The following is a 21,456-nucleotide window of genomic DNA, read 5'->3' as shown; positions in this document are numbered from 1 at the left end:
TCAGCTGCGTGCTCGCTCGGGGAGGTACCGAGCCGTCTGGCTCCCCGGGGTGCCTCTGACATCGTCTGGGCTGCCTGCTGCCACCACCTGCCCACCCGCATCTCCGCCCGACGGCCCCAGGTCCACGACCCAGTCCGCAGCTGCCACCACGTCCATGTCGTGCTCGACGATGACCACGCTGTCGCCTGAGTCGACGAGGGACTGCAGCTGTGCGAGCAGCAGCTGGACGTCGGCAGGGTGCAGACCTGTGGTCGGCTCGTCGAGCAGGTACAGCGTGTGACCGCGGCGGACGCGCTGGAGCTCGGTCGCGAGCTTGATGCGCTGGGCCTCACCGCCCGACAGCTCGGTGGCGGGCTGCCCGAGCCGCAGGTAGCCGAGCCCGACGTCGAGCAGCGTGCGCAGGCTGCGTGCTGCGGCGGGGATGCCGGAGAGCGCCTCGGCCGCGTCCTCGACGGTCAGTGCAAGGACGTCGGCGATGCTGCGACCCTGGTACGTGACCTCGAGGGTCTCCTCGTTGTACCGGGTGCCGTGGCACTCGGGGCAGGTGCCGTAGCTCCCGGGGAGGAACAGCAGCTCGACGGAGACGAAGCCCTCGCCGAGGCACGTCTCGCAGCGGCCACCGGTGACGTTGAAGGAGAACCGGCCGGCTGTGTAGCTGCGCTCGCGGGCGAGGTCGGTCGCCGCGAAGGCTGACCGCACGGCGTCGAACAGGCCTGTGTACGTCGCGAGGTTCGATCGCGGTGTGCGGCCGATGGGCTTCTGGTCGACCTGCACCAGCCGGTCGACGTGCTCGAGACCCGTGGCTTTGCGGACTGTGAGCAGGTCGGCACGAGCGTCGGGAAGCACTGCCTCGGACAGACCGGCATCGTCCGATTCTCCGGTCTCGCTCTCGGCCCCATCGACGTCGTCGTCCGCAACCGCCCCTCCAGGCAGCCCGGCACCGTTGAGGTGGTCGCGCACGACGTCACGCAGCACCCGGCTGACGAGCGTCGACTTGCCCGACCCGGACACCCCGGTGACGGCGACCAGCATCCCGAGCGGCACTGTTGCATCCAGGTTGTCGAGGTTGTGGACCGTCACACCCTCGACGGTCAACCAGCCCTTCGGCTCGCGGGCCTGGCGCTCGACCGCGACGGCATCCGCCTCGGTCTCCGGGAAGAGGAACGGTCGCGTCACCGACTTCTTCACGTCCGCCAGCCCAGCCACGGCCCCGCTGTACAGCACCTCGCCGCCACCGGTCCCCGCCGCTGGACCGACGTCCACCACCCAGTCGGCCTTCCGAACCAGGTCCATGTTGTGCTCGACGATGAACACCGAGTTCCCCGACGCCTTGAGCTGCTCGAGCACCTCCATGAGCGGCTCGGCGTCGGCGGGGTGCAGACCGGCAGACGGCTCGTCGAGGACGTACACGACCCCGAACAACCCGGACCGCAGCTGCGTCGCGAGCCGGAGCCGCTGCATCTCGCCGGGGGAAAGCGTCGTCGTGACCCGCCCGAGTCCGAGGTACCCGAGCCCGAGGTCGGTGAGGACACCGATCCGGCCCAGCAGGTCGGTCGTGATCGCGACGGCGACGTCGGTGTGCTCGCCGGACCGGTTCGTCGGCAGGGCCGGCGCAGCATCCTTCAGCTGTGTCGTCGGCCGGATGACCTCCGCGAGCTCGGTGAGCGGGAGCGCGTTCATCTCGGCGATCGTCCGGCCCGCGAAGGTCACCGCGAGCGCTTCCTGCCGCAGCCCCGTCCCGCCGCACACCGGGCACGGCCCGGACTTCACGAACTGCAGGACCTTGGCGCGCATCGTCTGGCTCGAGGAGTCCGCGAGGATGTGGAGGACGTATTTCTGCGCGCTCCAGAAGCGTCCGTTGTACGGCTTGGCTACGCGGTCGCGCTGCGGGGTGATCTGCACGACGGGCTGCTCGTCGGTGAACAGCAACCAGTCGCGGTCCTTCTTGGGTAGTTCGCGCCACGGGCGGTCGACGTCGTAACCGAGCGCGATGACGATGTCGCGCAGGTTCTTGCCCTGCCACGCTCCGGGCCACGCGGTGATCGCGCCGTCGCGGATGCTCAGCGACGGGTCGGCCACGAGCGTGTCCTCCGTGACCGTCCGGGCCACACCCACGCCGTGGCACTCGGGGCACGCACCGGCGACGGTGTTGGGGGAGAAAGCGTCCGAGTCCAGCCGCGTCGCGAAGCCCTCGGGGAAGGTCCCCGCGCGCGAGAACAGCATCCGCAGCGAGTTCGAGAGCGTCGTGACCGTCCCGACGCTCGAGCGTGAGCTCGGTGCTCCGCGTCGCTGCTGCAGTGCGACCGCCGGCGGCAGGCCGGTGATGGACTCGACGTGCGGGTCGTGCCCCTGCTGGATGAGGCGCCGCGCGTACGGCGCGACAGACTCCAGGTAGCGGCGTTGCGCCTCGGTGAAGATGGTCCCGAAGGCCAGCGACGACTTCCCCGACCCCGATACCCCGGTGAAGGCGACGATCGCGTCGCGCGGGACGTCGACGTCGACGTTGCGCAGGTTGTTCTCGTTGGCGCCGCGGACGCGGACGAAGGTATCGGGGGTGGTGGGGTTGTTGTCGAGCATCGGGCGACTGTAGGCCTGGCGACCGGTGGTCGCGACCTGGGTGCTCGCTTCGCGTCGAAGGTCACTCTGACCTGACGAGGTGGCTCTCGACCGTCGCGTCTTCGTCGGATCGACCTCAGCGCCGATCCCCACTCCCGTCGTGCCAGAGCACACCTCCTGGCATCATCTCCCTATGGCTCGCCGACGCACGACTCTTCCCAAGGACTTCGCTGACCTCTTGCGCTCGTCGTCGCTCGACGAGCTCGTCGCGGTCTTCGACCGCTGCGCGATCGACGCGACCGGCGGCTACACCAAGAGCACACCTCTCGGGTTCCTGGACTGCCCGGACGGGCTGGTCCGGTGGCTCGTCGACCAAGGGGCAGACGTCGACGCTGTCGACACCTACGGCGCGACACCGCTGTGGACCCGTGCCGCGAGGGGCAGGCACGAGCAGATCCCGCTGCTGCTCTCCCTCGGTGCAGACCGTGACCACGCGTGCCGGGGCGGCGTGACGCCCCTGCACGCGGCGGCCGAGAACCAGCGCGACGCCACGGTCGAGGCGCTCATCCGCGCCGGGGCGGACGTCCACGCGACGACCGACCGCGGTGACACCCCCCTCAAGCGCGGTCTGGCCAGCACGACCAACGCGTCGATCGCCGCGATGGCCGACGTCGCGAGACTGCTCGTCGGAGCGGGCGCGATGATCGACGACTCCATGCGCGCCCTGGTCGAGCGCATCGGGGAGCGCTTCGAGTTCCACCGCGCGGGCTTCAACGCCGACCTCTTGCCCGAGACCGATGCCGGCCTGCAGGAGCTGTACAGGCTGTTCGGTGCGACGCCGGCGCCGCAGCGCGTGGTGCACGACGGTGTCGGACCCATCCAGGTGCCCGCAGGCACCTGGCAGGCCCAGCACGCGGCCCTCTGGGAGCTGCTCGTCCCGTCCAAGGGAGCGGCGCAGACCGCGCAGGGGGAGGCGATCCGGATCACCGGCCGGGTCCACGACGAGGTGTTCCGCAACGGCGGCGGCAACTGGGACCGGGACTACCGCCGGATGCTCGACGTCCTGGTCGAGCTGTGCGGGTCCGGCACGCCGCTCGGCGCTCGGGACCTCGACGAGCTCGGGGCTCTCACGCACCAGTTCGTCCGGGGGAGCGCGGAGGACGAGGTGCTCGACAGGCTCGACGAGCTCGCGGTGCTGTGGGTCGCGCAGAACCCCACGCCGATCCCGTGCCCGCCGGTCCCCTACAAGCGCTGACCGGTCGGGAGGTGATGCTGCCGGCGTCCCTCCGAGTGCATCCCGGCGCACCCACCACGCAGGTCGCGGCCGTCCCGCGATAGATCTCCCCATCCAGGTGAGAGCGTCTTCCGCTACGTTGACCGGATGCGCGGACTCTATGCACTCAAACCCTGGTACACGAACCGTCTGGCGTCCGTCCTGCGGTTCGCCGTCGCCCGGGACATCTCGCCCGACGTGTTCACAGCAGTCGGTGTGGTCTCCGCCCTCGGTGCCGGGGTCGCGATCGCCTACGGCAGCTGGGTCCTCGCCTTCGTCCTGCTCGCCGGACGCCTCGCCGGGGCCAACCTGGACGGCGCCGTCGCGCGCGCCCAGGGTGTCAGCCGGCCATGGGGATTCGTGCTCAACGAGCTCGGCGACCGGGCCGGAGACTTCGCCATGTTCGCCGGGCTGGCCGTGCTCGCGACGCGGGACGGTGACATCGGCTGGGGGAGCGACTGGGCGACAGGGTGGGTGCTCGTGGCCACGATCTGCGCCACGCTGCCGACCTTCGTCTCCGTCTCCGGTGCTGGCGCCGGAGCGCAGCGGCTCAACGGCGGGCCCTTCGGCAAGACCGAGCGCTGCGCCGCCGTGATCCTCGCGACCGCCGTGCCCGCGTGGATCCCGGTGATCAGCATCGTCATCATCGCCGGGTCCGTGCTGACGGCAGGCACCAGGCTCCGGAGCATCCACGGGTCGCTCAGCGCGTCGCCCAGCGACCCTGCTGCGACGTCGGCAGGTCACCGGTGAACCCCTTCGGGTCGGGGGCCGACCCCGTCGCCGCGTGGTTCGGGCTCGACAGGTCGGCCTTCACGATCGACGTCGAGCTCGGGCCGTGGCACCTGTTCCTCGAGGGACGAGCGGTGTTCCTGCTGCTCGTCTCGGTGGTGATCATCGCCGTCGCGGCCGTCCCGGTGTTCCTCTCCGGGAAGATCGAGCTGCGCCGCCGCTGGACCACGTGGGCCTGCATCTTGCCGATCATCGGTGTGCCCATCTGGCTCGGGCCCGGCACCACAGCGGCCCTCGCCGCGGTGATCGGCATCCAGGCGGTCCGCGAGTTCGCGAGGCTGGCATCGCTGCCCAAGCCTGAGACGTGGATCTTGTTCGCGCTCGCGGTCGGGTACCCGGTCTCCGCGTGGCTGGACCCGAGCCTGCTCGCCCTCGTCCCGCTCATCGCCCTGCTCTGCGCAGCCCCAGCGCTGCTGAGCGCGGACACCACCGACGGTGTGCGGCGCGGCGCGATGACGGCCTTCGGGTCGATCTGGATCTGCTGGTCCCTGTCGAACCTCGTGCTCGTGTGGGGCGACGCCTACCTCATCTGCTTCGCGGCCGCGGCAGCCGACGTCGCCGCGTGGTGCGGGGGCAACGGGTTGCGGCGCTTCGGCTGGGCGCGGCGACCGCTGTCACCACTGAGCCCGAGCAAGACTGTCGGGGGAGTGGTCGGCGCGCTGGTCGGTACTGTCCTTGTCCTGGCCCTCCTCGGCTCTCTGTCGGTCGGGCTCGTCGTTGCTGTCGTCGTCGGAAGCGTAGGAGGAGACCTCTTGGAATCCATGGTCAAGCGTCACGCAGGGGTCAAAGACGCCGGGGACTGGCTCCCAGGCTTCGGCGGGATCCTCGACAGGGTCGACTCGTTGCTGCTCGTCCTGCCGCTCGCGGCGGTCCTCGCGTGAGCGCGCGTCGCCGGGTCGGCATCCCTCGCGGACGGAGCATCTCGGGGGCTGTGCGTCGCGGGATGTGGCGTCAGGTGTTCACGGCTGTCGGCGGGTACAGGGTGCGGGGGAGCGCGCCCTACGAGGCGATGGTCATCGTCGCCAACCACTCCTCCCACGCGGACACACCGGCACTGCTGGCGGCCTTCCCCTCGCCCTACAAGCCCGTGGTCGTCGCCGCTGACGACTACTGGTTCACCGGCTTCTGGCGCCGCGCGCTGCTGCACGTCGCGATCGGTGCGGTCCCCGTCCGACGCTCCGGGGGCGCCTACGACGACCTCGTCGAGAACGCGCAGAAGGTGCTCGGCACCGGGTCGAGCCTGCTGATCTTCCCCGAGGGCACCCGCAGCCGCGACGGTCAGCTCGGGGAGTTCCGCTCCGGTGCGCTGCGGATCGCCAAGGAGTTCGACGTGCCGCTGCTCCCCGTCGCGCTCGTCGGCACTCGGGACCTGCTGCCCAAGGGCGGGAAGCTCAACCCCGGACCGATCGAGGTGCGGCTCGGCGAGCCGATCCAGCCCGAGGACCTCGTCGACGGCGACATGAGCCCCGTGGTCGACCAGATCACCGACCTGCTGTCCCGTGGGGACGCGACAGCGCCCGACGACCCCGCGTGGGAGGCGCTGCACAGGCTCATGGAGTCCAAGGTCGGCATGGGGGCCGCCGCCGCGTGGGGCTTCGCCGAGGCGATCAGCTGGCCCGTGACCGCCGAGATGTTCCTCGCGGTCTTCGCCGCCGCGCACCCGCGCAAGGTGCTGCCCGCTGCCGGGTGGCTGGCCGTGGGCTCCGTGGCCGGTGTGGTCTTCACGGCGGTCTGCACCCGTGACGACCGCACGCCCCCGGCGCCGCTGACCACCGAGGGCATGCGGACGACGGCCGCCGAGCACATGGCTGCCGGCGCTGCGGGGATCTGGCGGCAGGCGCTCAACGGGATCCCTGTCAAGGTGTACGCCGCCGAGGCCGGGCGTCGGCGGATCCCGCTCGGACCGCTCGCCGCACACGCTCTCGGAGCTCGAGGGGCTAGGGCACTGGCGCTCGGGGCTGTCGTGGCCGGGGTGTCGTACAAGGCGCAGCCGATGCTGCGGCGGGCGTACCGGACCTACCTCGGGACGTCGGCTGTCGGGTATGTGGCGGGGTTGTCGCTCGTGATCCGGCGGTGGAGGTGACCTCGGGTTGAGCGCGGCGCTCGTGCGTGGTTCCTAGTGCGGGTCTGTCGCTGTCGCCAGCGCTAGCCGGCCTCGGACACCCCGCCCCACGACGACCGCGAGAACCACCACGAGAGACCCGAGCGCGAGCCCGGCGAGCACGTCGTGGGCGTAGTGCACGCCAGCGGCGACCCTGGCTGAGGCGACGAGGAGCGCGACAGGTCCAGCGACGACGAGCAGCCGCGGGACAGTCAGGACCACTGCGGTCGCCGCAGCTCCGGCGAGCGTGGCGTGGTTCGACGGCCACGACCAGTCGCCCTGGCCCGGGCAGGCGAGGACCGTGGCGAGGTCGTGCACGCTGCACGGTCGATCCTCCTCGACGAGCAGCTTGATGCCCTCGCTGAGCGCGTAGGTGGTGACGACGCCGACGCCTGCGGTCACGAGGGTCCAGAGTGCCGGGCGGTCCTGGACGAGCGCCCGCAGTCCGACGACGCCGACGAGGGCGACCAGGACGAGCAGCCCGTACTTTGCCGTGAGCATCACGGCTGGTTCGAGCGGGCTGCCCTCTGCTGCGCCTGCCAACCCGCGGAACAGCGGGTCGCGGAACGGGACGCTCGCCAGTGCGAGCACGGCGAGGACCCCGCCGATCCAGGTCATGACGGCGAGCGTGCGGTGAGCGGCTGAAAGGCGGGCTGGGGGAGCGGAGGCTGGGGTCGAGGTCATGCCGTCCAGGTTCGTCCGGCGCGTGCATCGAGCACCTCTGCCCGTGGGCCTCTGCACCTCTGACCAGGGGTGGAGATGTCGCAGCGGATCTCTGACCACGGTCTGATGTGCACCGCTGGCTCCGCGTCCAGGATGGACGGGTGAACCATGACCTCCGGTCCCGCACGCAGGCCGACCCGTCTCGCGCCCGACCGGACTCTCGAGTCGTCCTCCGTGACGCCTCGCTCGCCGTGGGCCTGGCGCTGCTCGCCCTCGTGCCCAGGCCGGGGATCGGCCTCGCGCTCGCGGTCCTCGTCGTCGCGCTCGTCGTGGGAGCCGGGGCCGGGGGTGTCCGGCGCGGCGCCCTGACGCTGGGAGCGATGGCCGTCTTCCAGGCATCCGCTGTCGTCCTCGACGCCTTGGGTGGTCCCGTCGCGCTCCCGCTCGCCGAGCTCCCCTTTGCCCTCGTCCGTGCAGGAGTGCCGTGGTTGGTCGCCGTTGCATGGACGCAGCAGGCACAGATCCGACGCAGCGCTCGGCTCACGGCAGCCGAGCACGAGCGACAGAGACACATCGATGCGGAGAGGGAACGGCAGGACGGGCGGATGGCGCTCGCGGAGGGGCTGCACGACGATCTCGGGCACGCGCTGAGTCTTGTCGCGCTCAACCTCGGGGCGCTCGAGGTGCGCCGTGACCTTGCACCCGAGGTCGTGGCGCAGGTCAGGACTTCTCGGGAGCAGGTGGGGACCGCGGTCGAGAGGCTCGGTGTCTCGGTCGCGACCTTGCGGACGGGGATTGGACTCCCGGCGCCGGGGGCGGCTGTCGGCGTCCTGCTTGACGGTGCGCGCCGCTCGGGGATGACGGTGACACTCGAGGGGGCTGACCTCGTGGCGGGGGACTGCAGCGGACTCGGTGGGGTGCTCGGTGCGCGGGTGCTGCAGGAAGCGCTGACCAACGCGGCCAAGCACGCGCCAGGGCAACCGGTCCGCGTGGTCGTCGAGACAGAATCTGGGGACCTGCTGCTCACGGTCTCCAACCCGAGATCGCGTCAGGACGGTGGACCGTCGGGTACGGGTACGGGCACGGGTACAGGCACAGGCACAGGCGCGGGGAAGGGAACCGGGTCCGGGACCGGGCTCGGCGCGCTCGCCCGCGAGGCTGCGCGACACGGTGGAATGGTCAGCTGGGACAAGGGTGCGGATGCCTTCGTCCTGTCGGCTCGTGTCCCGCGAGTGAGCAGCGCCGAGTCACCGACGACTCCACCTGCCGAAGAAGGCACCACCTCGGTCTTCGACCTGGCGTCTGCAGCACACCGTCGTGGCGTGATGGTGCTCGTCGGTGCGGCCGCCGTCATCGCCCTGGCGCTCGCAGCCGTCGAGCTGACCACGAGGGGACTCGGATGAGCGCCGCACGGCGGCTGCGCGTCCTGGTGGCGGACGACGAGCCGATGGTCCGGGTGGGGATCACCTCGATCCTCACGAGCGACGCGGACATCGAGGTGGTGGGCGAGGCCGGTGACGGACAGGTGGCGCTCGCTCTCGCCCGGTCGACGCACCTCGACGCGCTGGTCCTCGACATCCGGATGCCCGTGCTGTCGGGCCTGGACGTGCTCCGGGCGCTGCGCGCCGACGGGTCGTCCTTGCCCTGCGTGCTGGTGACGACCTTCGGGGAGGACGACTACGTCGCCGAGGCGCTCGCGCTCGACGCCGACGGGTTCGTCCTCAAGTCGGGCGACCCGCGTGAGCTCGTCCTCGCCGTGCACGCCGTCGCGACGGGTGGCGCGTTCTTCTCTCCGACGATCGCCCGCCGCATGCTCGGCCGACCTCTCGGGACGGATGCCATCCGGGTGTGGGAGGCCCGTCGGCGGTTCGCGGCGTTGACCCCGCGGGAGCAGGAGATCCTCAGGCTCGTCGGGCTCGGACGCTCCAACCCGGAGATCGCCGCGGAGCTGTTCCTCGCGCCGGGGACCGTGAAGACGCACATGACCTCGATCCTGCGGACGACCGGGGCACGCAACCGCGTGGAGGCGGCACTCGTCGCCGTCCATGCTCGTGAGGCGTGAGGCGTGAGGCGTGAGGCGTGAGGCGTGAGGCGTGAGGCGTGAGGCGTGAGGCGTGAGGCGTGAGGTGCGCCGGGCCGCGACGCATGGAGGATCGCGTGGACTTCTTACTCATCGTAAGTTACGGTCTGTAAGTAGAGGCGGCCGGGACGATCGGGCTGCCTGAGACCCGCTCACCATCAGGAGGACCATCGTGCCCGTCGACCCCGCAGCGCCTCCTCGCAAGCGCCTGTCCCGCGACGACCGCCACGCCCAGCTGCTCGAGGTCGCCCGCGACCTCATCCGCGACGACGGCACCGACGAGCTCACCCTCGCCCGGCTCGCCGACCGTGCCGGGGTGACCAAACCGTTGGTCTACGACCACTTCGGCGACAGGTCCGGGGTCCTCGCCGAGCTGTACCGAGCCTTCGAGGCACGTCAGCGTGACACGCTCGCCGCCGCCCTCGACGGTGCTGAACCTGCACTGCCTGCGGTGGCCTCGGTCGTCGCGAGCGCCTACGTCGACTGCTGCATCGCCGAGGGGCGTGAGCTTGCCGACGTCGTGTCGGCCCTCGCCGGGTCGCCGACCCTCGACGCTCTGCGTCAGGAGGCGCAGGACGAGTATCTCGGCATGTGCCGAGACGCCTTGACGCCGTATTCGCGCACCCTCGACGCCGCGGGGCTGGTGGGGATCGTCGGTGCAGGCGACGCCCTGGGGCGGGCCGCCATCACCGGCAGGATCAGTGCCGACCGAGCCCGCGCCGCTCTGACCAAGGTGGTCACGGCGCTGGCGGCCGCGGACGGCTCCGTCGCTGCTGGCGAGACCTCCATCGGGGCCATGCCTACGGCCTGAGACCCGTCGAACGCGTCACCGGAGAGCGCGACCGCCCGGCAGTACCGCGGTCCGCTCAGCTTCGCCGTGCCCAGAAGCTCCGCCCGCGGCCCCACCACGCAGCCCACGAGACCACCGACCGACCCGTCCCACCCCAGGAGACCCCCATGATCGAGAACCCGCCGACCCCAGGCACAGCCCTCTGGGTCCACGCCCACCCCCGCCAGCAGTCCCTCGGCAACCACCTGTTCCGTGCCGGGGCAGAGGCCCTCTCCGCCACCCACGAAGTCCTGACCTCCGACCTCTACGCCGAGGGTTTCGACCCTGTGCTGAGCGAGCGCGACCTCGGCGACCTCGCCGGCACGCCGGGCAACATCGCGGAGCAGGTCGGTGAGACTTTCGCCGCTGGCCAGCTCCCTCACGACGTCCGCGCCGAGCAGGCCAAGCTCGCCGCAGCCGAGCTGCTCGTCATCCAGTTCCCGCTCTGGTGGTACGGCCCGCCGGCGATCCTCAAGGGCTGGTTCGACCGCGTCCTCACCGCAGGCTTCGCCTACGGCGACATGGACCCCGAGCTCGGCGTCCCGCGCCGCTACGGCGACGGCGGTCTCACCGGCCGCAAAGCCCTCGTGGTCGTCACGGCGGGGGAGGACGAACGCACCATCGGGCCGCGCGGCATCAGCGGCGACATCGACTCGCTGCTGTTCCCGCTGACCCACGGCACGCTCTGGTACACCGGCATCGAGACTCTCGACCTGCACGTGATCACTGACGCTGACTCCCTCGACCGAGCGGCCGTCGAGCGCGAGACCGAACGGCTCCGCAGCAGGATCGCCTCGCTGAGAACCGAGACCGTCAGGCCGTACCGCCGACTGCGGGACGGCGACTACCAGGGGACACGTGCCCTGCGCGACGACCTCGCGCCGGGCCGCACCGACCTCGGCATCCACCGGGCAGACCGTCCACGAGCAGTCGCTACATCGCTGGGACTGGAGCGCCAGACTCAACAGTGACAGGCACACCAGTCGACTCTGAGAGACGGACCTCCATGGCGGCCAGCGACTGGTTGGACAGGCCGCCGTGCACGAAGGCGTCCAGCCCTGAGCCGTCGGGACGGACTGAGACCGCTCCGACGCCTGACGCCTCCTCGGTGATGAGCAGATCGCTCGCAAGGTCCTGCAGGTCGCGAGGGAGGTAGTCGGTGCCGTGCACCTCGACGACCACCTCGGGATAGGTCGCCGCCAACGCCGAGAGCTCCGAAGCAGGTTCCGGGCCGTACCAGTAGAGGACGAGCCCGGTCCCGGCCGGGTCGGTCGCCACGGACGCGAGCTCGGGCCGTCCGTGCAGCTTCCGGGAAAGGTCTGACGCGGCCAGTGTCGCGTCCGTCGTGGAGCTCGGTGTCGGCTCCGGGCTCGTCAGGACGAGCGACTGCGGAGTCGGCGCCGCTCCGGCAGGCGACTCCGGGGTCTGGGCCAGGCAACCCGCCGGGAGCAGAGCCGTGATGAGCACAGCAGCACCCAGTCTCCGCGTCATGTGAGTTGTCATCGCACGATCCCTCGCTCGAGCCTGCGTCGTGAGAACGTCTCATGAGTGGTGTGCACGACGGGGCCGACCAGGTGGGCCTGGGCAACTGCAGACTGCAAAGCCCCGTGTCGCCCAGACCGCTGCCTCACCAGGATCTCTCGACCGCAACTCCTTCGGTCGCGGCCCACACCGCGACCGCCGCCGCGGCCGCCCACGCCTGCGGGCGGCAGGAGGCCGGGTACGGGACAGGAGCGGTGGACTCGTGCGCCGGGTCGCCCCCGTGCAGCTCGGGCATCCGGTAGTCGAAGGACGGAGCCGCGGCCAGCAGCCCGTCGGCAAGGTGCTGCGCCTCGCGGGCAAAACCTGACCGGGCGAGGCCGGTGATCGCCACGGCCGTGTCGTGGGTCCACACCGTGCCGAGGTGATAGCCGAGCGGCCAGTACCCGGCAGCCGTCGTGCTCAGGGTGCGCAGCCCGAACCCGCTGGACAGCTCAGGGCTGACCAGCCGCGCGGCGACGAGGGCCTCCTCGTCGTGGGACAGCAGTCCCGTGCCGAGCAGGTGCCCGATGTTGCTCGTGACCGTGGTGACAGCCTTCTTCGACGCGTCGAGGGCGATCGCAGGGTAGGGGCCGGCGTCGTCCGTGGTCCAGAACGTGTCGCGGAAGACCCGCTGCAGCTGCTCGGCCCACCGGCGCCACTCGCCACCGCCAGGCCGGTCGAAGGCGTCGAGCAGGTCCGCGCCGTGCACAGCGGCCTCGTAGGCGTAGGCCTGGACCTCGCACAGCGCGATCGGTCCCTCGGCCAAGGTCCCGTCAACCCACTGGACGCTGTCGCCGGAGTCCTTCCACCCCTGGTTCGACAGCCCGTGGCCGGTCTCGTCGACGTACTCGAGCAGACCGTCCCCGTCGCTGTCGCCGTAGTCGCGGAGCCACGCGAGGGCACGCTCGAGGTGGGGGAGCAGCGCCGCGACCTCGTGGTCGGGCAGGCCGGCCTTCCACGCGTCGTGGAGCACGCAGACCCACAGGGCCGTCGCGTCGACCGTGCCGTAGTAGAGAGGGGAGAGGGTCACACCCTCGCCGTGGATCTCGAGCGGGTGCTGACGGAGCTCGTGCATGATCTTGCCGGGCTGCTCGGCGCTCGCAGCTACCTTCGAGGTGCCCTGCAACCGGGCCAGGGCACGCAGCGTGCCAGCGGCGACGGAGATGTCGAGCGGCAGCACGAACCTGGCGGCCCACAGGGAGTCCCGGCCGAACAGCGTGAAGAACCACGGGGCCCCGGCCGCGAAGAAGACGTCCTCGGGGTGCTCCGTGGTGGTCATCCGCAGGGCCGACAGGTCGTCGAGCGCTCGGTCGAGCCACCGGGCCAGCCGGTCGTCTGCAGGAGCCTCGCCCAGGGGCTTCCATGTCTGAGGTGTGGTCACCCCGGAGACGACTGCCCCTGCGAGCGCCGTGGTGATCGACCAGCTGGTGCTCGCGGACGCCCGCGCCGGGACGTGGAGCGGCAGCGAGACGCTGAGGTCGCTCCCAGAGAGGTCGACACGACCGTCGTGCGCCGTGAGGGTCGTGCTCGCGCCGCCACCGGACCACGTCGCGGCGTCACCACCGGCGCTGGTGCGCTCGGGTGCTGTCGCCGGGAGCCCGGCTTTCACGACCTCCATGGACGAGGCGTCAGGCGTGAGGGTCAGGGTGAGTCTCAGGTCCAGCGGCCGCTCGAGCCTCGAGGTGATGGTGAGGGTCTCCTGGGTGCCTGTGGTGCTTACCTCCCGCAGCAGGGACAGCCGGACGTCGGGGTCTGCGCCATGGTCGTCGAGACCGCGGAGCAGGTACTCGAAGCGCACGGTCGAGGCATCAGGCGCAGCCGTGGCGATGTGCTCGACCGACGTGCCGTCGACGCGGAGCGTGTGGCTGCGCAGGACACGGGTGTCGCCCGTCCACACGCCGTGGATGGGGGAGCTGCCCATCGCCCCGGCATGGTCGGACCATGCCTGGACCGGGGCGTGCAGGACCACGGTCTCGGCAGAGAGCAGAGGTTGGAAGACGGTGCTCGGGGTGGTCGAGGATGCGGGCGGGTGGGACGAGAGATCTGTCATGGGAAGGCAGGTCCTTGAGGTCGTGGGTGGGAGGTTGGGTGGCGCGTCATTCCTTCACGGCACCGTCGCTCGCGTTCATGATGTGGCGCTGGAAGAGGAAGAAGATCAGCGCGACGGGGATGGTCATCACCACGGCGGCGGCCAGCTTGACGGGGAACTGGTTGCCCTGGCTCAGCTGGCCCGAGGCGAGCCCGGCCACACCCTTGGTGAGCGTCGTCAGCTCGGGGGACTGGGTCGAGACGATGAAGTGGGAGAGCTCGTTCCAGGAGCCCTGGAAGGACAAGATGACGATGGTCACGAGCGCGGGGCGGGCCATCGGGAGCACGATCGACCAGAACAGCCGGAAGGTGCCGGCCCCGTCGATGCGGGCCTGCTCCTCGACGCTCGGGTGGATCGACTCGAAGAAGTTCTTCATGATGAACACCCCCGCCGCGTCGACGAGCAGGGGCAGCACCATGCCGAGGTAGGAGTCGTAGATCCCGAGCTGGTTGATGACCAGGAACTTCGGGATGAGCAGCACGACGCCCGGCACGGCCATGACCCCCACGAGCAGGGCGAAGACGACGCTCCTGCCCCGGAATCGCAGGCGGGCCAGGGCGTAGCCGGCGAGCGAGCCGAAGAAGACCCGCCCGACCGTGACGAAGACCGCGACGATGGCGCTGTTGGTCGCCCAGGTGGGGAAGTCGCTGTTGACGAACAACGTCTGGAAGGCGGCGGTGGTCCACGTCCCGGGGATGAGCGACAAGGGGTTGGCCGCGGCGTCGGCGTCGGTCTTGAAGGACGTGGCGACGCTCACCAGGAACGGCACGACGTACACGACGGCGAGGGCCACGATCATCGCGTAGAGGACTGAGCTCTTGACCGCCGTGCGTGCAGGCATGTGCGACCTGCGTCGACGAGCGTCGGGCGAGGTGCGAGGGGCGCTGCGCCCTGTGCGGGCTGGTGCGGTGGTGGTCATCGGAGGCGTCCCTTCGAGGAGCTGCGTCGGCGCTTCGAGTCGGATCTGTCCGCCAGGACGATGCGCTGGAGGATCGTCAGCACCACGATGATCGCGAAGAGCACGAAGGCGATCGCGGCTCCGCGTCCCCACTCCTGACCGGAGAAGGCCGACGTGTAGGAGAGGTAGGACGGGGTCAGGGTGGTCTGCGCAGGACCGCCCTGGGTGCCCGTGTAGATCTGGTCGAAGACCTGCCACGTCCCGATGAGCCCGAGGGTGAGGACCGTGAAGAGGGTAGGTCGCAGCTGAGGGAGGGTGATCTGCCAGAACCGCTGCCAAGGGCTCGCCCCGTCCATCATGGCCGCCTCGTCGACGTCGCCGCCGAGGTTCTGCAGGGCCGCGAGGAACAGCAGCATGAACGTGCCGCTGGTGGTGAACACCGCCATGAGCACGAAGGCGCTCATCGCGACGGACGGGCCGGCGAGCCAGTCCCACCAGGTGACGCCGAGCATCTCGTGCTCCGCGAGGACTGTCGGGGCGGTGATCCCGACGGCCCCGAGCACGTTGTGGACCACCCCTGACGGGTCCTGGAACCACGCAGGTCCCTGGACCCCGACGAAGGACAGCACCTTGTTCACGGCACCCGACTGGGTGAAGAGGAACAACCAGACGACCGTGATGGCGACCGAGCTGGTCACGGACGGGAAGTAGAAGGCCGTCCTGAAGAACCCGCGGCCCCGCAGCACCTTCTTGTTGACGAGGACGGCCAGGAACAGCGCGAGAGCGGTCTGCAGGGGGACGACGCACACCACGTACCAGGCGTTGTTGCGGAGCGAGATGCCGAAGTCCCGCGAGGCAAGACCGCCACCGTTGAAGAGGTCGTCGTAGTTCTGCAGACCGACGAAGCTCACGGAGGGTCCGAAGGGCGATCCACGCCCGCTCCAGTCCGAGACGCTCACCCACAGCGCCATCCCGACGGGCACCAGCAGGAAGAGACCGAGGATGACGATGGTCGGGGTGACGAACAGCCACCCCGAGACAGCCTCGCTCCGCGCGGCACGGCTGGTGGGTCGTCTGCCCCCGCCGCGACGCGGGGAGGTGCGCGCCGGTCCGGCTGGAGCCGCAGCGGCGCGGGGCGAGGCCGTGCTCACGGCAGGATCGCCGCGTAGTTGGTCTGGAAGGACTCGAGGAGCGCCTGCGGGTCGGCGTCTCGGAGACCCTCGAGCCTGGAGTTGAAGTCGGCGACCACGTCAGCCGCGCCGCTCTGGGTCGGGACTCCCTGGGCGTCGTCGGCCGAGTCGAGGAACGCGGCCATGTCAGGGTTGGCGTCCTTCCACTGGTCGGCGGCCGACTGCACGCTCGGCATCACGCCGAAGGCGTCGGCGAAGGCCAGCTGCTGCTCGGTGCTGGTGAGGTGCTCCACGAGGGCCAGCGCCGCTTCCTGGTTGGGGCTGTCTGCTGCGATGCCCCAGCAGTTGCTGAACTGCAGGGTCCCCGGTCCGCCGGGGCCCTCGGGCAGCTGCGCGACGGTGTACCCGACGTCGGGGTAGTCGGCGCTCAGCGCCCCGGCGATCCAGTTGCCCTCGACGGTCATGGCGGCCTTGCCGCTCCCGAAGGCCTCGCCGCCCCAGCCTGCTCCGAGGTCGCTCGAGTAGGCCGCGTCGCCGCTCGTGAGGAGCTCTTTGACGAAGGTCAGCCCGGCGAGGTTCTCGGGGGAGTCGACTGTCGCCTCGGTGCCGTCGGCGCTCGTGAGCGAGCCCCCGGCCTGCGCCATGAAAGCGCCCACCCGCGCGTACTCGGGGCTGAAGGTCAGCCCGACGTGCTCAGGGGTCGTCAGCCTGGCCGCGACGTCTTGGAGCTCGGCCCAGGTTGTGGGGATGTCGGCGTCGGTCAGGCTCGCCTCCTGCCACATCTGCGTGTTGATGACGAGCCCGAGGGTCGAGAAGTCCTTCGGTGCGCAGTAGAAGCTGCCGTCGTAGGTGAAGCTGTCGACGAGGGTCGGGAAGAAGTCGTCGGCGTTGCTCAGCTGGTCGCCGTAGGCGAGGAGGCTGCCGTTCTCGGCGAACCCCGCGAGAGCGTCTGTCGACAGGTAGAAGACGTCGGCTGGGGAGCCCGAGGCGAAACCCTGGCTGAGCTGCTGGGGAAGGTCGCTCGCGACCAGGACCTCGGCACCTGTCCCAGACTCGTCGGCCCAGGCGCCCACGGCGGCCTGCACGGCTGTCGCCTCGGCGTCCCCGCTCGCCGCGATGAGCACGGACAGCGAGTCGTCGCTCGAGGTGAGAGTGCCGTCGGAGGGTGAGGTGGAGCCTTCGGAGAAACCGGAGCCGGAGCCGCAGGCGGTCAGTGCGAGCCCGGTGACGGTCGCGAGAGCTCCGGCGACCGCTAGGCGGCCAACGCGTCGTTGCATGGGATGTCTCCTCGTCGAGAGTGTGCAGGGTCTGCCCGATTGGAACGATCAATACTGGGCGAGAGCAGAGTAGGCAGGGCCCGACGAGAGTGTCAATTGAACGGTCAAATCGTTGTACGGTGGTCCGCACGGCCTCCGGTGCAGTCGTCCTGGGGCTCCCGACATCAGGAGGAGGCTCATGCCGAGCAGCAGCACGTCCCGCCTACCGACGATCGTCGACGTCGCGCGGGCCGCGGGAGTCTCCCGACAGACCGTCTCGAACGTCCTCAACTCTCCGGACGTCGTCGCCCCCGCCACTCGGGCGCGGGTCGAGACCGCGATCAGCGACCTCAACTACCGTCCCCACGCCTCGGCGCGCAGGCTGCGGACCCGCAAGAGCTCGACGATCGGCGTCCGGCTCGACCCCATGCAGAACGGCATCTCCGGTGCTGTCCTGGACCGCTACCTCCACGCCCTCACCGAGCAGGCCGACCAGCGGGACCTGCGGATGCTCCTCTTCACCGCTGCTGACCCCCTCGACGAGATCGGGCACTTCCGCAGGCTCCTCGACGGGGCAGACGTCGACTCCTTCGTCCTCACCTCGACCTCCTACGACGACCCGCGGACCGACTGGCTGCTCGAGCACGGCGTCGACTTCGTCTCCTTCGGGCGGCCCTGGGGCCGCGACATGAGCGACCCGCAGCATCGGTGGGTCGACGTCGACGGGCACGACGGCGTCGCCCAGGCGACCCGTGCCCTGCTGGCCCAGGGGGCGAGCCGGATCGCCTTCCTCGGGTGGCCCGTCCCGTCGGGGATCGGCAACGAACGCCGCCGAGGGTGGCGCGAGACGATGCTCGAGCACGGGGTGCTCGACGGCACGGGGCTCGACGCCCTCGACCTGGTCGTCGAGGACTCTGTCGCGCTGGCCTCGGCACGCGTCCAGGGGCTGCTCGACCAGGGGGTGACCTTCGACGCGATCGTGTGCGCGAGCGACTCGTTGGCGCTGGGGGCCTTCATGGTGCTTGCGCAGAGCGTGCCGATCGTCGGCTTCGACGACACCCCGGTGGCGAAGGCCCTGGGGCTGTCGAGCGTGCGCCAGCCTGTCGGCGAGGTCGCCCGCGCCACCCTCGAGCTGCTGTGCGACCCGGCCGACGCCGAGTGGTCCGGGGAGGTCGGGTCTGCTGAGGACCCTCAGCACAGGCTCCTCGCCCCGAGCCTCATCCTCCGGTAGCGGGCTGCGTGACCTCTCCGCTCAGGAGAACCCTCAGAGCCTGGATGCGCGGTCACCGTCGACGCTAGCCTGACCCGGTGGACGATCACGCAGCAGCCGAGCACCCGGGGCCACGCCCCTCCGCCCCGCCGAGGACCGTCGAGGCCGGTGCCACCTCGTCCGCCGCGGACGAGGCCCGCGCAGGCCGGGTCACCCTCCGCACCGTCTACGGCGGCCCCACCCCTCAGGACGGGATCATCGAAGAGGTCGCCCGGATCCGGCGGGTCCTGCGAGACGAGCCGTTCTCCTACGACCTCGACCTCGTCCTGATGATCGGCGGTGACGTCACGCCTGGCTCCGGGCCCTCAGGTCTGCGGTCACCGCGGGTCTCCCTCGCGCGGCGGACCGCGACGGCACAGGTGCACGTCGCCCGAGACGAAGCGAACCACGCACCAGACCCGGTCGCCTTCCTCAGGGCGACGGTCCACGAGTCGCTCGTCCAGCTAGTCGCGCGGGTCGCGGCCCGCGACCCAGAGGTCGACGCCGCCACCGAGCGGGAAGGGCTCGCGTCTCTGGTCGCCGACGGCCCGGCGGCCTGAGCGCTGGGTCAGAGGCGGTCTCCGCCGGCGAGGTCCGGGGACTGGTGCACCCGCGCCCCACTACCCTGAGGGCGTGCGACTGACCGTGACCACCGACACCGGCCCCGTCGGCGACCTGCGAGCCCTGGCTGACGAGCTCGACGACCAGGCGGCGGCCTTCCACCTGCGGACCTCCGACGTCCCGGGGGTGCTCGGTGTCTGCCTGCGCTCCCTCCCGCAGGAGTGGGCGCGTCGATCGACGACGCGGTTCGTCCAGCGCGACGGGGCTCTGGACGTCGACCTGGTCGTCGCAGAGGAGCGTCTCGCCGGTGCGACGCTCGACGAGCAGCGCGAGGTCATCGGCGCCGGGCTCCGCGACCTGCTCCGTCGGGGCGTCGCCTCACGGACCGCCCCGTGGGACGCAGGACAGCGAGCCTTGATCATCGACGCGGCCGACGAGGCCCTGGGGCGTCTCGGCTGGATCGGCGGACGGCGCGCCCGAGCGCGGCAGATGCTGATGGCGGGGAGCCCTCTCGACGACGTCTCCGACGCGACCGGTCTACAGCTGACGGAGGTCGAGACCCTCTACGTCACGCTCTGCGCAGAGACCTGACGGCTCCGCACCCGGCGCGCCGGGCCGCTCCCTGAGCACCGCCCCTCGCTGGTGAGGAAGGTCGTGCGGGTGACCTGCCTCACCAGCGGGGCGACAGCCTCAGCTCAGGAGAACGCCGTCCGGACGAGCTCGCCGACCTTCGCGAGCGTCGCGTCGTCGATCTCGCTGAGGAACCACGCCGAGGGGTGCAGCGTCGTCCCCGGCTCGCGGGCGACTGTCGCCTTCTCGGAGAGCCCGAGCGACATGGTGTCGCCGTCGAGCCTGAAGAACACCACGACCGGAGCCGTCCGGCTGGTCGCGTAGCCCGGCATGCCGTACCAGATCCGCGGCTTGAGCTTCGGGCCTGCCGCGAGGATCGTCTCGTGCAGACGGGTGCCGATGGTCGCGTACGGCTCGGGCCATCCGGTGATCTTCGCGACGACGTCCTGGAGGTCCTGCGTCGCCTTGTCGGTCTTGCCTGTCGTGGTGGTGGACATGGTGTCCGCCCTTCGCTCGCGCCGCGCAGCGGCATGGTGATGACAACCTCCCCGGTCGGGTCGGTTGCGCAATCTCCACCGCGGACGTGTCCTGACCGGGGCCAGTCCTCTCTGCGGACGTGTCAGACGAGCACTTCGTCATCGACTGCGTGAGGGCACACGAGGTGCCACCACCACGATAGCAACGCGACCCTCTAGCCGGGACCGTCGACCGTCGGCCGCTCGGCGGTGACCTTGGTGACCTCTGCGACCTCGGTCCTCGACGAGCAGCGCGAGGTCGTCGGCACCGAGCTCCGCGACCTGCTCCGCCGGGGCGTCGCCTCACGGACCGCGCCGTGGAGCGCAGGCCAGCGAGCCCTGGTCATCGACGCGGCCGACGAGACCCTGGGGCGTCTCGGCTGGATCGGCGGACGGCGCGCCCGAGCGCGGCAGATGCTGATGGCGGGGACCCCTCTCGACGAGGTCTCCGACGCGACCGGTGTGCCGCTGGCGGAGGTCGAGGACCTCTACCTCGCGATTTGCCCAGAGGCTTGACGCCTCGGCACCCGGCACGCCCTCCTGCGGCCCCGAGCGCCACCCTCGCTGACGCCGCAGCGTCGCCGCCAGGCCCCTTCACGACGACCTGTGGAGCACAAGCCCTCCGGGTCGCGTCGGGCGCGACGTTCTCGCTGGTGAGCACGGTCGTGCAGGTGATCTGTCGCATCAGCCTGAGAGCGCCGCGGGCTACCATTGCCGCATGGTCCGCACGAAGGTCGAGCAGAAGATCTTCGTCGCCGCGCTCGAGATCCTCCGCAGCCGCGGTCCGCTCGCCGTGAGCGTCGAGTCGGTCGCTGCGGCGTCCGGCGTGGCGAAGACGACCATCTACCGTCGCTACGCCAATCGCGACGAGATGCTCACGGCCGCCGTCGCGTCGATCGCGTCGGAGACCGAGATCCCCGAGAGCCTCTCCGCGCACGACGCCATCCGGTGGGTGCTGCGGCACGCCACGGACACCATCGAGAACGTCGTCGGGCGCGGCACCGTCGCCGCGGTCCTCGTCGACGCCGACCCCGCCTTCACGACGCTGCTCCGCGGGCTCATCCGCACGTCGGCCAGCCCGTTCCGCGACGACCTCCGGGCCCGCTCCGAGCGCGGCGAGATCAGGCGGGACCTCGACATCGAGCTGGTCATCAGCATGCTGCTCGGTGCCGTGGTCGCCGAGCTCGTCCGTGGTCGCCCGACGGACGACGCCTGGGTCGAGAGCGTCCTCGCGCTCGTCTGGCCGTCGCTCCAGCCGTCTTGAGGGCCGGCCCTACGCAGATCAGGCCCGTCCCAGCCAGCCCGCCCGGCCGCGCACCGGAGCCGCGCACAGTTCCGCTGAGTGCGCGAGACCTCTCGGACCGCGCGCCCCGGCA

General features: G+C 70.8%; 21 protein-coding genes. 13 read left to right on the top strand and 8 right to left on the bottom strand.

Translation table 11 applies throughout. The annotated features are described in order from the left end of the window. Positions 1 to 2,577 (bottom strand): excinuclease ABC subunit UvrA, encoded by a 2,577-nt coding sequence (locus ASG53_RS11885; protein WP_056134223.1) that lies wholly within the window; start codon positions 2,575 to 2,577, stop codon positions 1 to 3. A gap of 172 nt (positions 2,578 to 2,749) precedes the next feature. Between ASG53_RS11885 and ASG53_RS11880 the strand changes: the two genes are divergently transcribed. The 4 genes from ASG53_RS11880 to ASG53_RS11865 all read left to right on the top strand — a co-directional run bounded on the left by ASG53_RS11880 (position 2,750) and on the right by ASG53_RS11865 (position 6,701). After that, positions 2,750 to 3,811: an ankyrin repeat domain-containing protein gene (locus ASG53_RS11880; protein WP_056133140.1), complete on the top strand. Its 1,062-nt coding sequence runs from the start codon at positions 2,750 to 2,752 to the stop codon at positions 3,809 to 3,811. A gap of 126 nt (positions 3,812 to 3,937) precedes the next feature. Further along, positions 3,938 to 4,579, top strand: a complete 642-nt coding sequence (locus tag ASG53_RS11875) for a CDP-alcohol phosphatidyltransferase family protein (protein ID WP_056133137.1) — start codon at positions 3,938 to 3,940, stop codon at positions 4,577 to 4,579. Further along, the gene (locus ASG53_RS11870; protein WP_056133134.1) at positions 4,576 to 5,499 is read left to right on the top strand and encodes a phosphatidate cytidylyltransferase; all 924 of its coding nucleotides are present in this window, start codon (positions 4,576 to 4,578) and stop codon (positions 5,497 to 5,499) included. The genes ASG53_RS11875 and ASG53_RS11870 overlap by 4 nt, the downstream gene beginning before the upstream one ends. Continuing rightward, complete coding sequence (locus ASG53_RS11865; protein ID WP_056133131.1) at positions 5,496 to 6,701, top strand: lysophospholipid acyltransferase family protein; 1,206 nt, start codon at positions 5,496 to 5,498, stop codon at positions 6,699 to 6,701. Before ASG53_RS11870 ends, ASG53_RS11865 begins: the two co-directional genes overlap by 4 nt. A 33-nt stretch (positions 6,702 to 6,734) precedes the next feature. Here the strand turns inward: ASG53_RS11865 and ASG53_RS19870 are convergent, their stop codons facing one another. After that, positions 6,735 to 7,337 carry a phosphatase PAP2 family protein gene (locus ASG53_RS19870; protein WP_156382762.1) on the bottom strand — a complete coding sequence of 201 codons (603 nt, stop codon included), beginning with the start codon at positions 7,335 to 7,337 and terminating at the stop codon, positions 6,735 to 6,737. Between the two features lie 206 nt (positions 7,338 to 7,543). Here ASG53_RS19870 and ASG53_RS11855 point away from each other — a divergent pair, with 206 nt between their 5' ends. The 4 genes from ASG53_RS11855 to ASG53_RS11840 all read left to right on the top strand — a co-directional run bounded on the left by ASG53_RS11855 (position 7,544) and on the right by ASG53_RS11840 (position 11,262). Next, positions 7,544 to 8,785: a sensor histidine kinase gene (locus ASG53_RS11855; protein WP_056133125.1), complete on the top strand. Its 1,242-nt coding sequence runs from the start codon at positions 7,544 to 7,546 to the stop codon at positions 8,783 to 8,785. Beyond that, positions 8,782 to 9,444, top strand: a complete 663-nt coding sequence (locus tag ASG53_RS11850; protein ID WP_056133122.1) for a response regulator — start codon at positions 8,782 to 8,784, stop codon at positions 9,442 to 9,444. The genes ASG53_RS11855 and ASG53_RS11850 overlap by 4 nt, the downstream gene beginning before the upstream one ends. 190 nt (positions 9,445 to 9,634) lie before the next feature. After that, positions 9,635 to 10,273 carry a TetR/AcrR family transcriptional regulator gene (locus ASG53_RS11845; RefSeq protein ID WP_200945490.1) on the top strand — a complete coding sequence of 213 codons (639 nt, stop codon included), beginning with the start codon at positions 9,635 to 9,637 and terminating at the stop codon, positions 10,271 to 10,273. 146 nt (positions 10,274 to 10,419) lie between these two features. Further along, a complete protein-coding gene (locus ASG53_RS11840; RefSeq protein WP_056133119.1) occupies positions 10,420 to 11,262 on the top strand; it encodes an NAD(P)H-dependent oxidoreductase in 843 nt (280 codons plus the stop codon). On the opposite strand, the gene ASG53_RS11835 is transcribed toward ASG53_RS11840, so the two are convergent. The 5 genes from ASG53_RS11835 to ASG53_RS11815 form a co-directional block, all read right to left on the bottom strand. Continuing rightward, complete coding sequence (locus ASG53_RS11835; RefSeq protein ID WP_156382761.1) at positions 11,225 to 11,794, bottom strand: hypothetical protein; 570 nt, start codon at positions 11,792 to 11,794, stop codon at positions 11,225 to 11,227. The genes ASG53_RS11840 and ASG53_RS11835 overlap by 38 nt on opposite strands. 124 nt (positions 11,795 to 11,918) lie before the next feature. Further along, a complete protein-coding gene (locus tag ASG53_RS11830; protein WP_056133113.1) occupies positions 11,919 to 13,862 on the bottom strand; it encodes a glycogen debranching N-terminal domain-containing protein in 1,944 nt (647 codons plus the stop codon). A 46-nt stretch (positions 13,863 to 13,908) separates the two neighbouring features. After that, the gene (locus ASG53_RS11825) at positions 13,909 to 14,742 is read right to left on the bottom strand and encodes a carbohydrate ABC transporter permease (RefSeq protein ID WP_235533910.1); all 834 of its coding nucleotides are present in this window, start codon (positions 14,740 to 14,742) and stop codon (positions 13,909 to 13,911) included. A 74-nt stretch (positions 14,743 to 14,816) separates the two neighbouring features. Next, complete coding sequence (locus ASG53_RS11820; protein ID WP_056133107.1) at positions 14,817 to 15,950, bottom strand: carbohydrate ABC transporter permease; 1,134 nt, start codon at positions 15,948 to 15,950, stop codon at positions 14,817 to 14,819. After that, positions 15,947 to 17,206: a sugar ABC transporter substrate-binding protein gene (locus tag ASG53_RS11815; protein ID WP_056133104.1), complete on the bottom strand. Its 1,260-nt coding sequence runs from the start codon at positions 17,204 to 17,206 to the stop codon at positions 15,947 to 15,949. The genes ASG53_RS11820 and ASG53_RS11815 overlap by 4 nt, the downstream gene beginning before the upstream one ends. A gap of 178 nt (positions 17,207 to 17,384) precedes the next feature. On the opposite strand from ASG53_RS11815, the gene ASG53_RS11810 reads away from it, so the two are divergent. The 3 genes from ASG53_RS11810 (at position 17,385) to ASG53_RS11800 (ending at position 19,586) form a co-directional block, all read left to right on the top strand. After that, a complete protein-coding gene (locus ASG53_RS11810; RefSeq protein WP_056133101.1) occupies positions 17,385 to 18,416 on the top strand; it encodes a LacI family DNA-binding transcriptional regulator in 1,032 nt (343 codons plus the stop codon). A gap of 77 nt (positions 18,417 to 18,493) precedes the next feature. Further along, positions 18,494 to 18,994 carry a hypothetical protein gene (locus ASG53_RS11805; RefSeq protein WP_082543994.1) on the top strand — a complete coding sequence of 167 codons (501 nt, stop codon included), beginning with the start codon at positions 18,494 to 18,496 and terminating at the stop codon, positions 18,992 to 18,994. A gap of 73 nt (positions 18,995 to 19,067) precedes the next feature. After that, positions 19,068 to 19,586 carry a hypothetical protein gene (locus ASG53_RS11800; protein WP_056133098.1) on the top strand — a complete coding sequence of 173 codons (519 nt, stop codon included), beginning with the start codon at positions 19,068 to 19,070 and terminating at the stop codon, positions 19,584 to 19,586. A gap of 104 nt (positions 19,587 to 19,690) precedes the next feature. On the opposite strand, the gene ASG53_RS11795 is transcribed toward ASG53_RS11800, so the two are convergent. Next, on the bottom strand, positions 19,691 to 20,062 hold the full coding sequence (locus tag ASG53_RS11795; RefSeq protein ID WP_056133095.1) for a hypothetical protein: 372 nt from the start codon (positions 20,060 to 20,062) through the stop codon (positions 19,691 to 19,693). Positions 20,063 to 20,299: 237 nt separating this feature from the next. Between ASG53_RS11795 and ASG53_RS11790 the strand changes: the two genes are divergently transcribed. Further along, positions 20,300 to 20,596, top strand: coding sequence for a hypothetical protein (locus ASG53_RS11790; RefSeq protein ID WP_056133092.1), 297 nt, complete (start codon positions 20,300 to 20,302; stop codon positions 20,594 to 20,596). Positions 20,597 to 20,798: 202 nt separating this feature from the next. Continuing rightward, on the top strand, positions 20,799 to 21,344 hold the full coding sequence (locus ASG53_RS11785) for a TetR/AcrR family transcriptional regulator (RefSeq protein WP_056133090.1): 546 nt from the start codon (positions 20,799 to 20,801) through the stop codon (positions 21,342 to 21,344). The last annotated feature ends 112 nt before the right edge of the window (positions 21,345 to 21,456 follow it).

It is taken from the genome of Sanguibacter sp. Leaf3, from assembly GCF_001425965.1.
Lineage (GTDB): Bacteria > Actinomycetota > Actinomycetes > Actinomycetales > Cellulomonadaceae > Sanguibacter > Sanguibacter inulinus.
Note: the sequence above shows the minus strand (reverse complement) of the source record. Positions and strands in the feature narration are given on the sequence as shown.

What these genes read in the sequence shown, in the direction of transcription:
- ASG53_RS11885 (WP_056134223.1), bottom strand. Translation starts at nt 2,577, where the DNA reads ATGCTCGACAACAACCCCACCACCCCCGATACCTTCGTCCGCGTCCGC.
- ASG53_RS11880 (WP_056133140.1), top strand. Translation starts at nt 2,750, where the DNA reads ATGGCTCGCCGACGCACGACTCTTCCCAAGGACTTCGCTGACCTCTTG.
- ASG53_RS11875 (WP_056133137.1), top strand. Translation starts at nt 3,938, where the DNA reads ATGCGCGGACTCTATGCACTCAAACCCTGGTACACGAACCGTCTGGCG.
- ASG53_RS19870 (WP_156382762.1), bottom strand. Translation starts at nt 7,337, where the DNA reads ATGACCTGGATCGGCGGGGTCCTCGCCGTGCTCGCACTGGCGAGCGTC.
- ASG53_RS11850 (WP_056133122.1), top strand. Translation starts at nt 8,782, where the DNA reads ATGAGCGCCGCACGGCGGCTGCGCGTCCTGGTGGCGGACGACGAGCCG.
- ASG53_RS11840 (WP_056133119.1), top strand. Translation starts at nt 10,420, where the DNA reads ATGATCGAGAACCCGCCGACCCCAGGCACAGCCCTCTGGGTCCACGCC.
- ASG53_RS11835 (WP_156382761.1), bottom strand. Translation starts at nt 11,794, where the DNA reads ATGACAACTCACATGACGCGGAGACTGGGTGCTGCTGTGCTCATCACG.
- ASG53_RS11830 (WP_056133113.1), bottom strand. Translation starts at nt 13,862, where the DNA reads ATGACAGATCTCTCGTCCCACCCGCCCGCATCCTCGACCACCCCGAGC.
- ASG53_RS11825 (WP_235533910.1), bottom strand. Translation starts at nt 14,742, where the DNA reads ATGCCTGCACGCACGGCGGTCAAGAGCTCAGTCCTCTACGCGATGATC.
- ASG53_RS11815 (WP_056133104.1), bottom strand. Translation starts at nt 17,206, where the DNA reads ATGCAACGACGCGTTGGCCGCCTAGCGGTCGCCGGAGCTCTCGCGACC.
- ASG53_RS11810 (WP_056133101.1), top strand. Translation starts at nt 17,385, where the DNA reads ATGCCGAGCAGCAGCACGTCCCGCCTACCGACGATCGTCGACGTCGCG.
- ASG53_RS11795 (WP_056133095.1), bottom strand. Translation starts at nt 20,062, where the DNA reads ATGTCCACCACCACGACAGGCAAGACCGACAAGGCGACGCAGGACCTC.
- ASG53_RS11785 (WP_056133090.1), top strand. Translation starts at nt 20,799, where the DNA reads ATGGTCCGCACGAAGGTCGAGCAGAAGATCTTCGTCGCCGCGCTCGAG.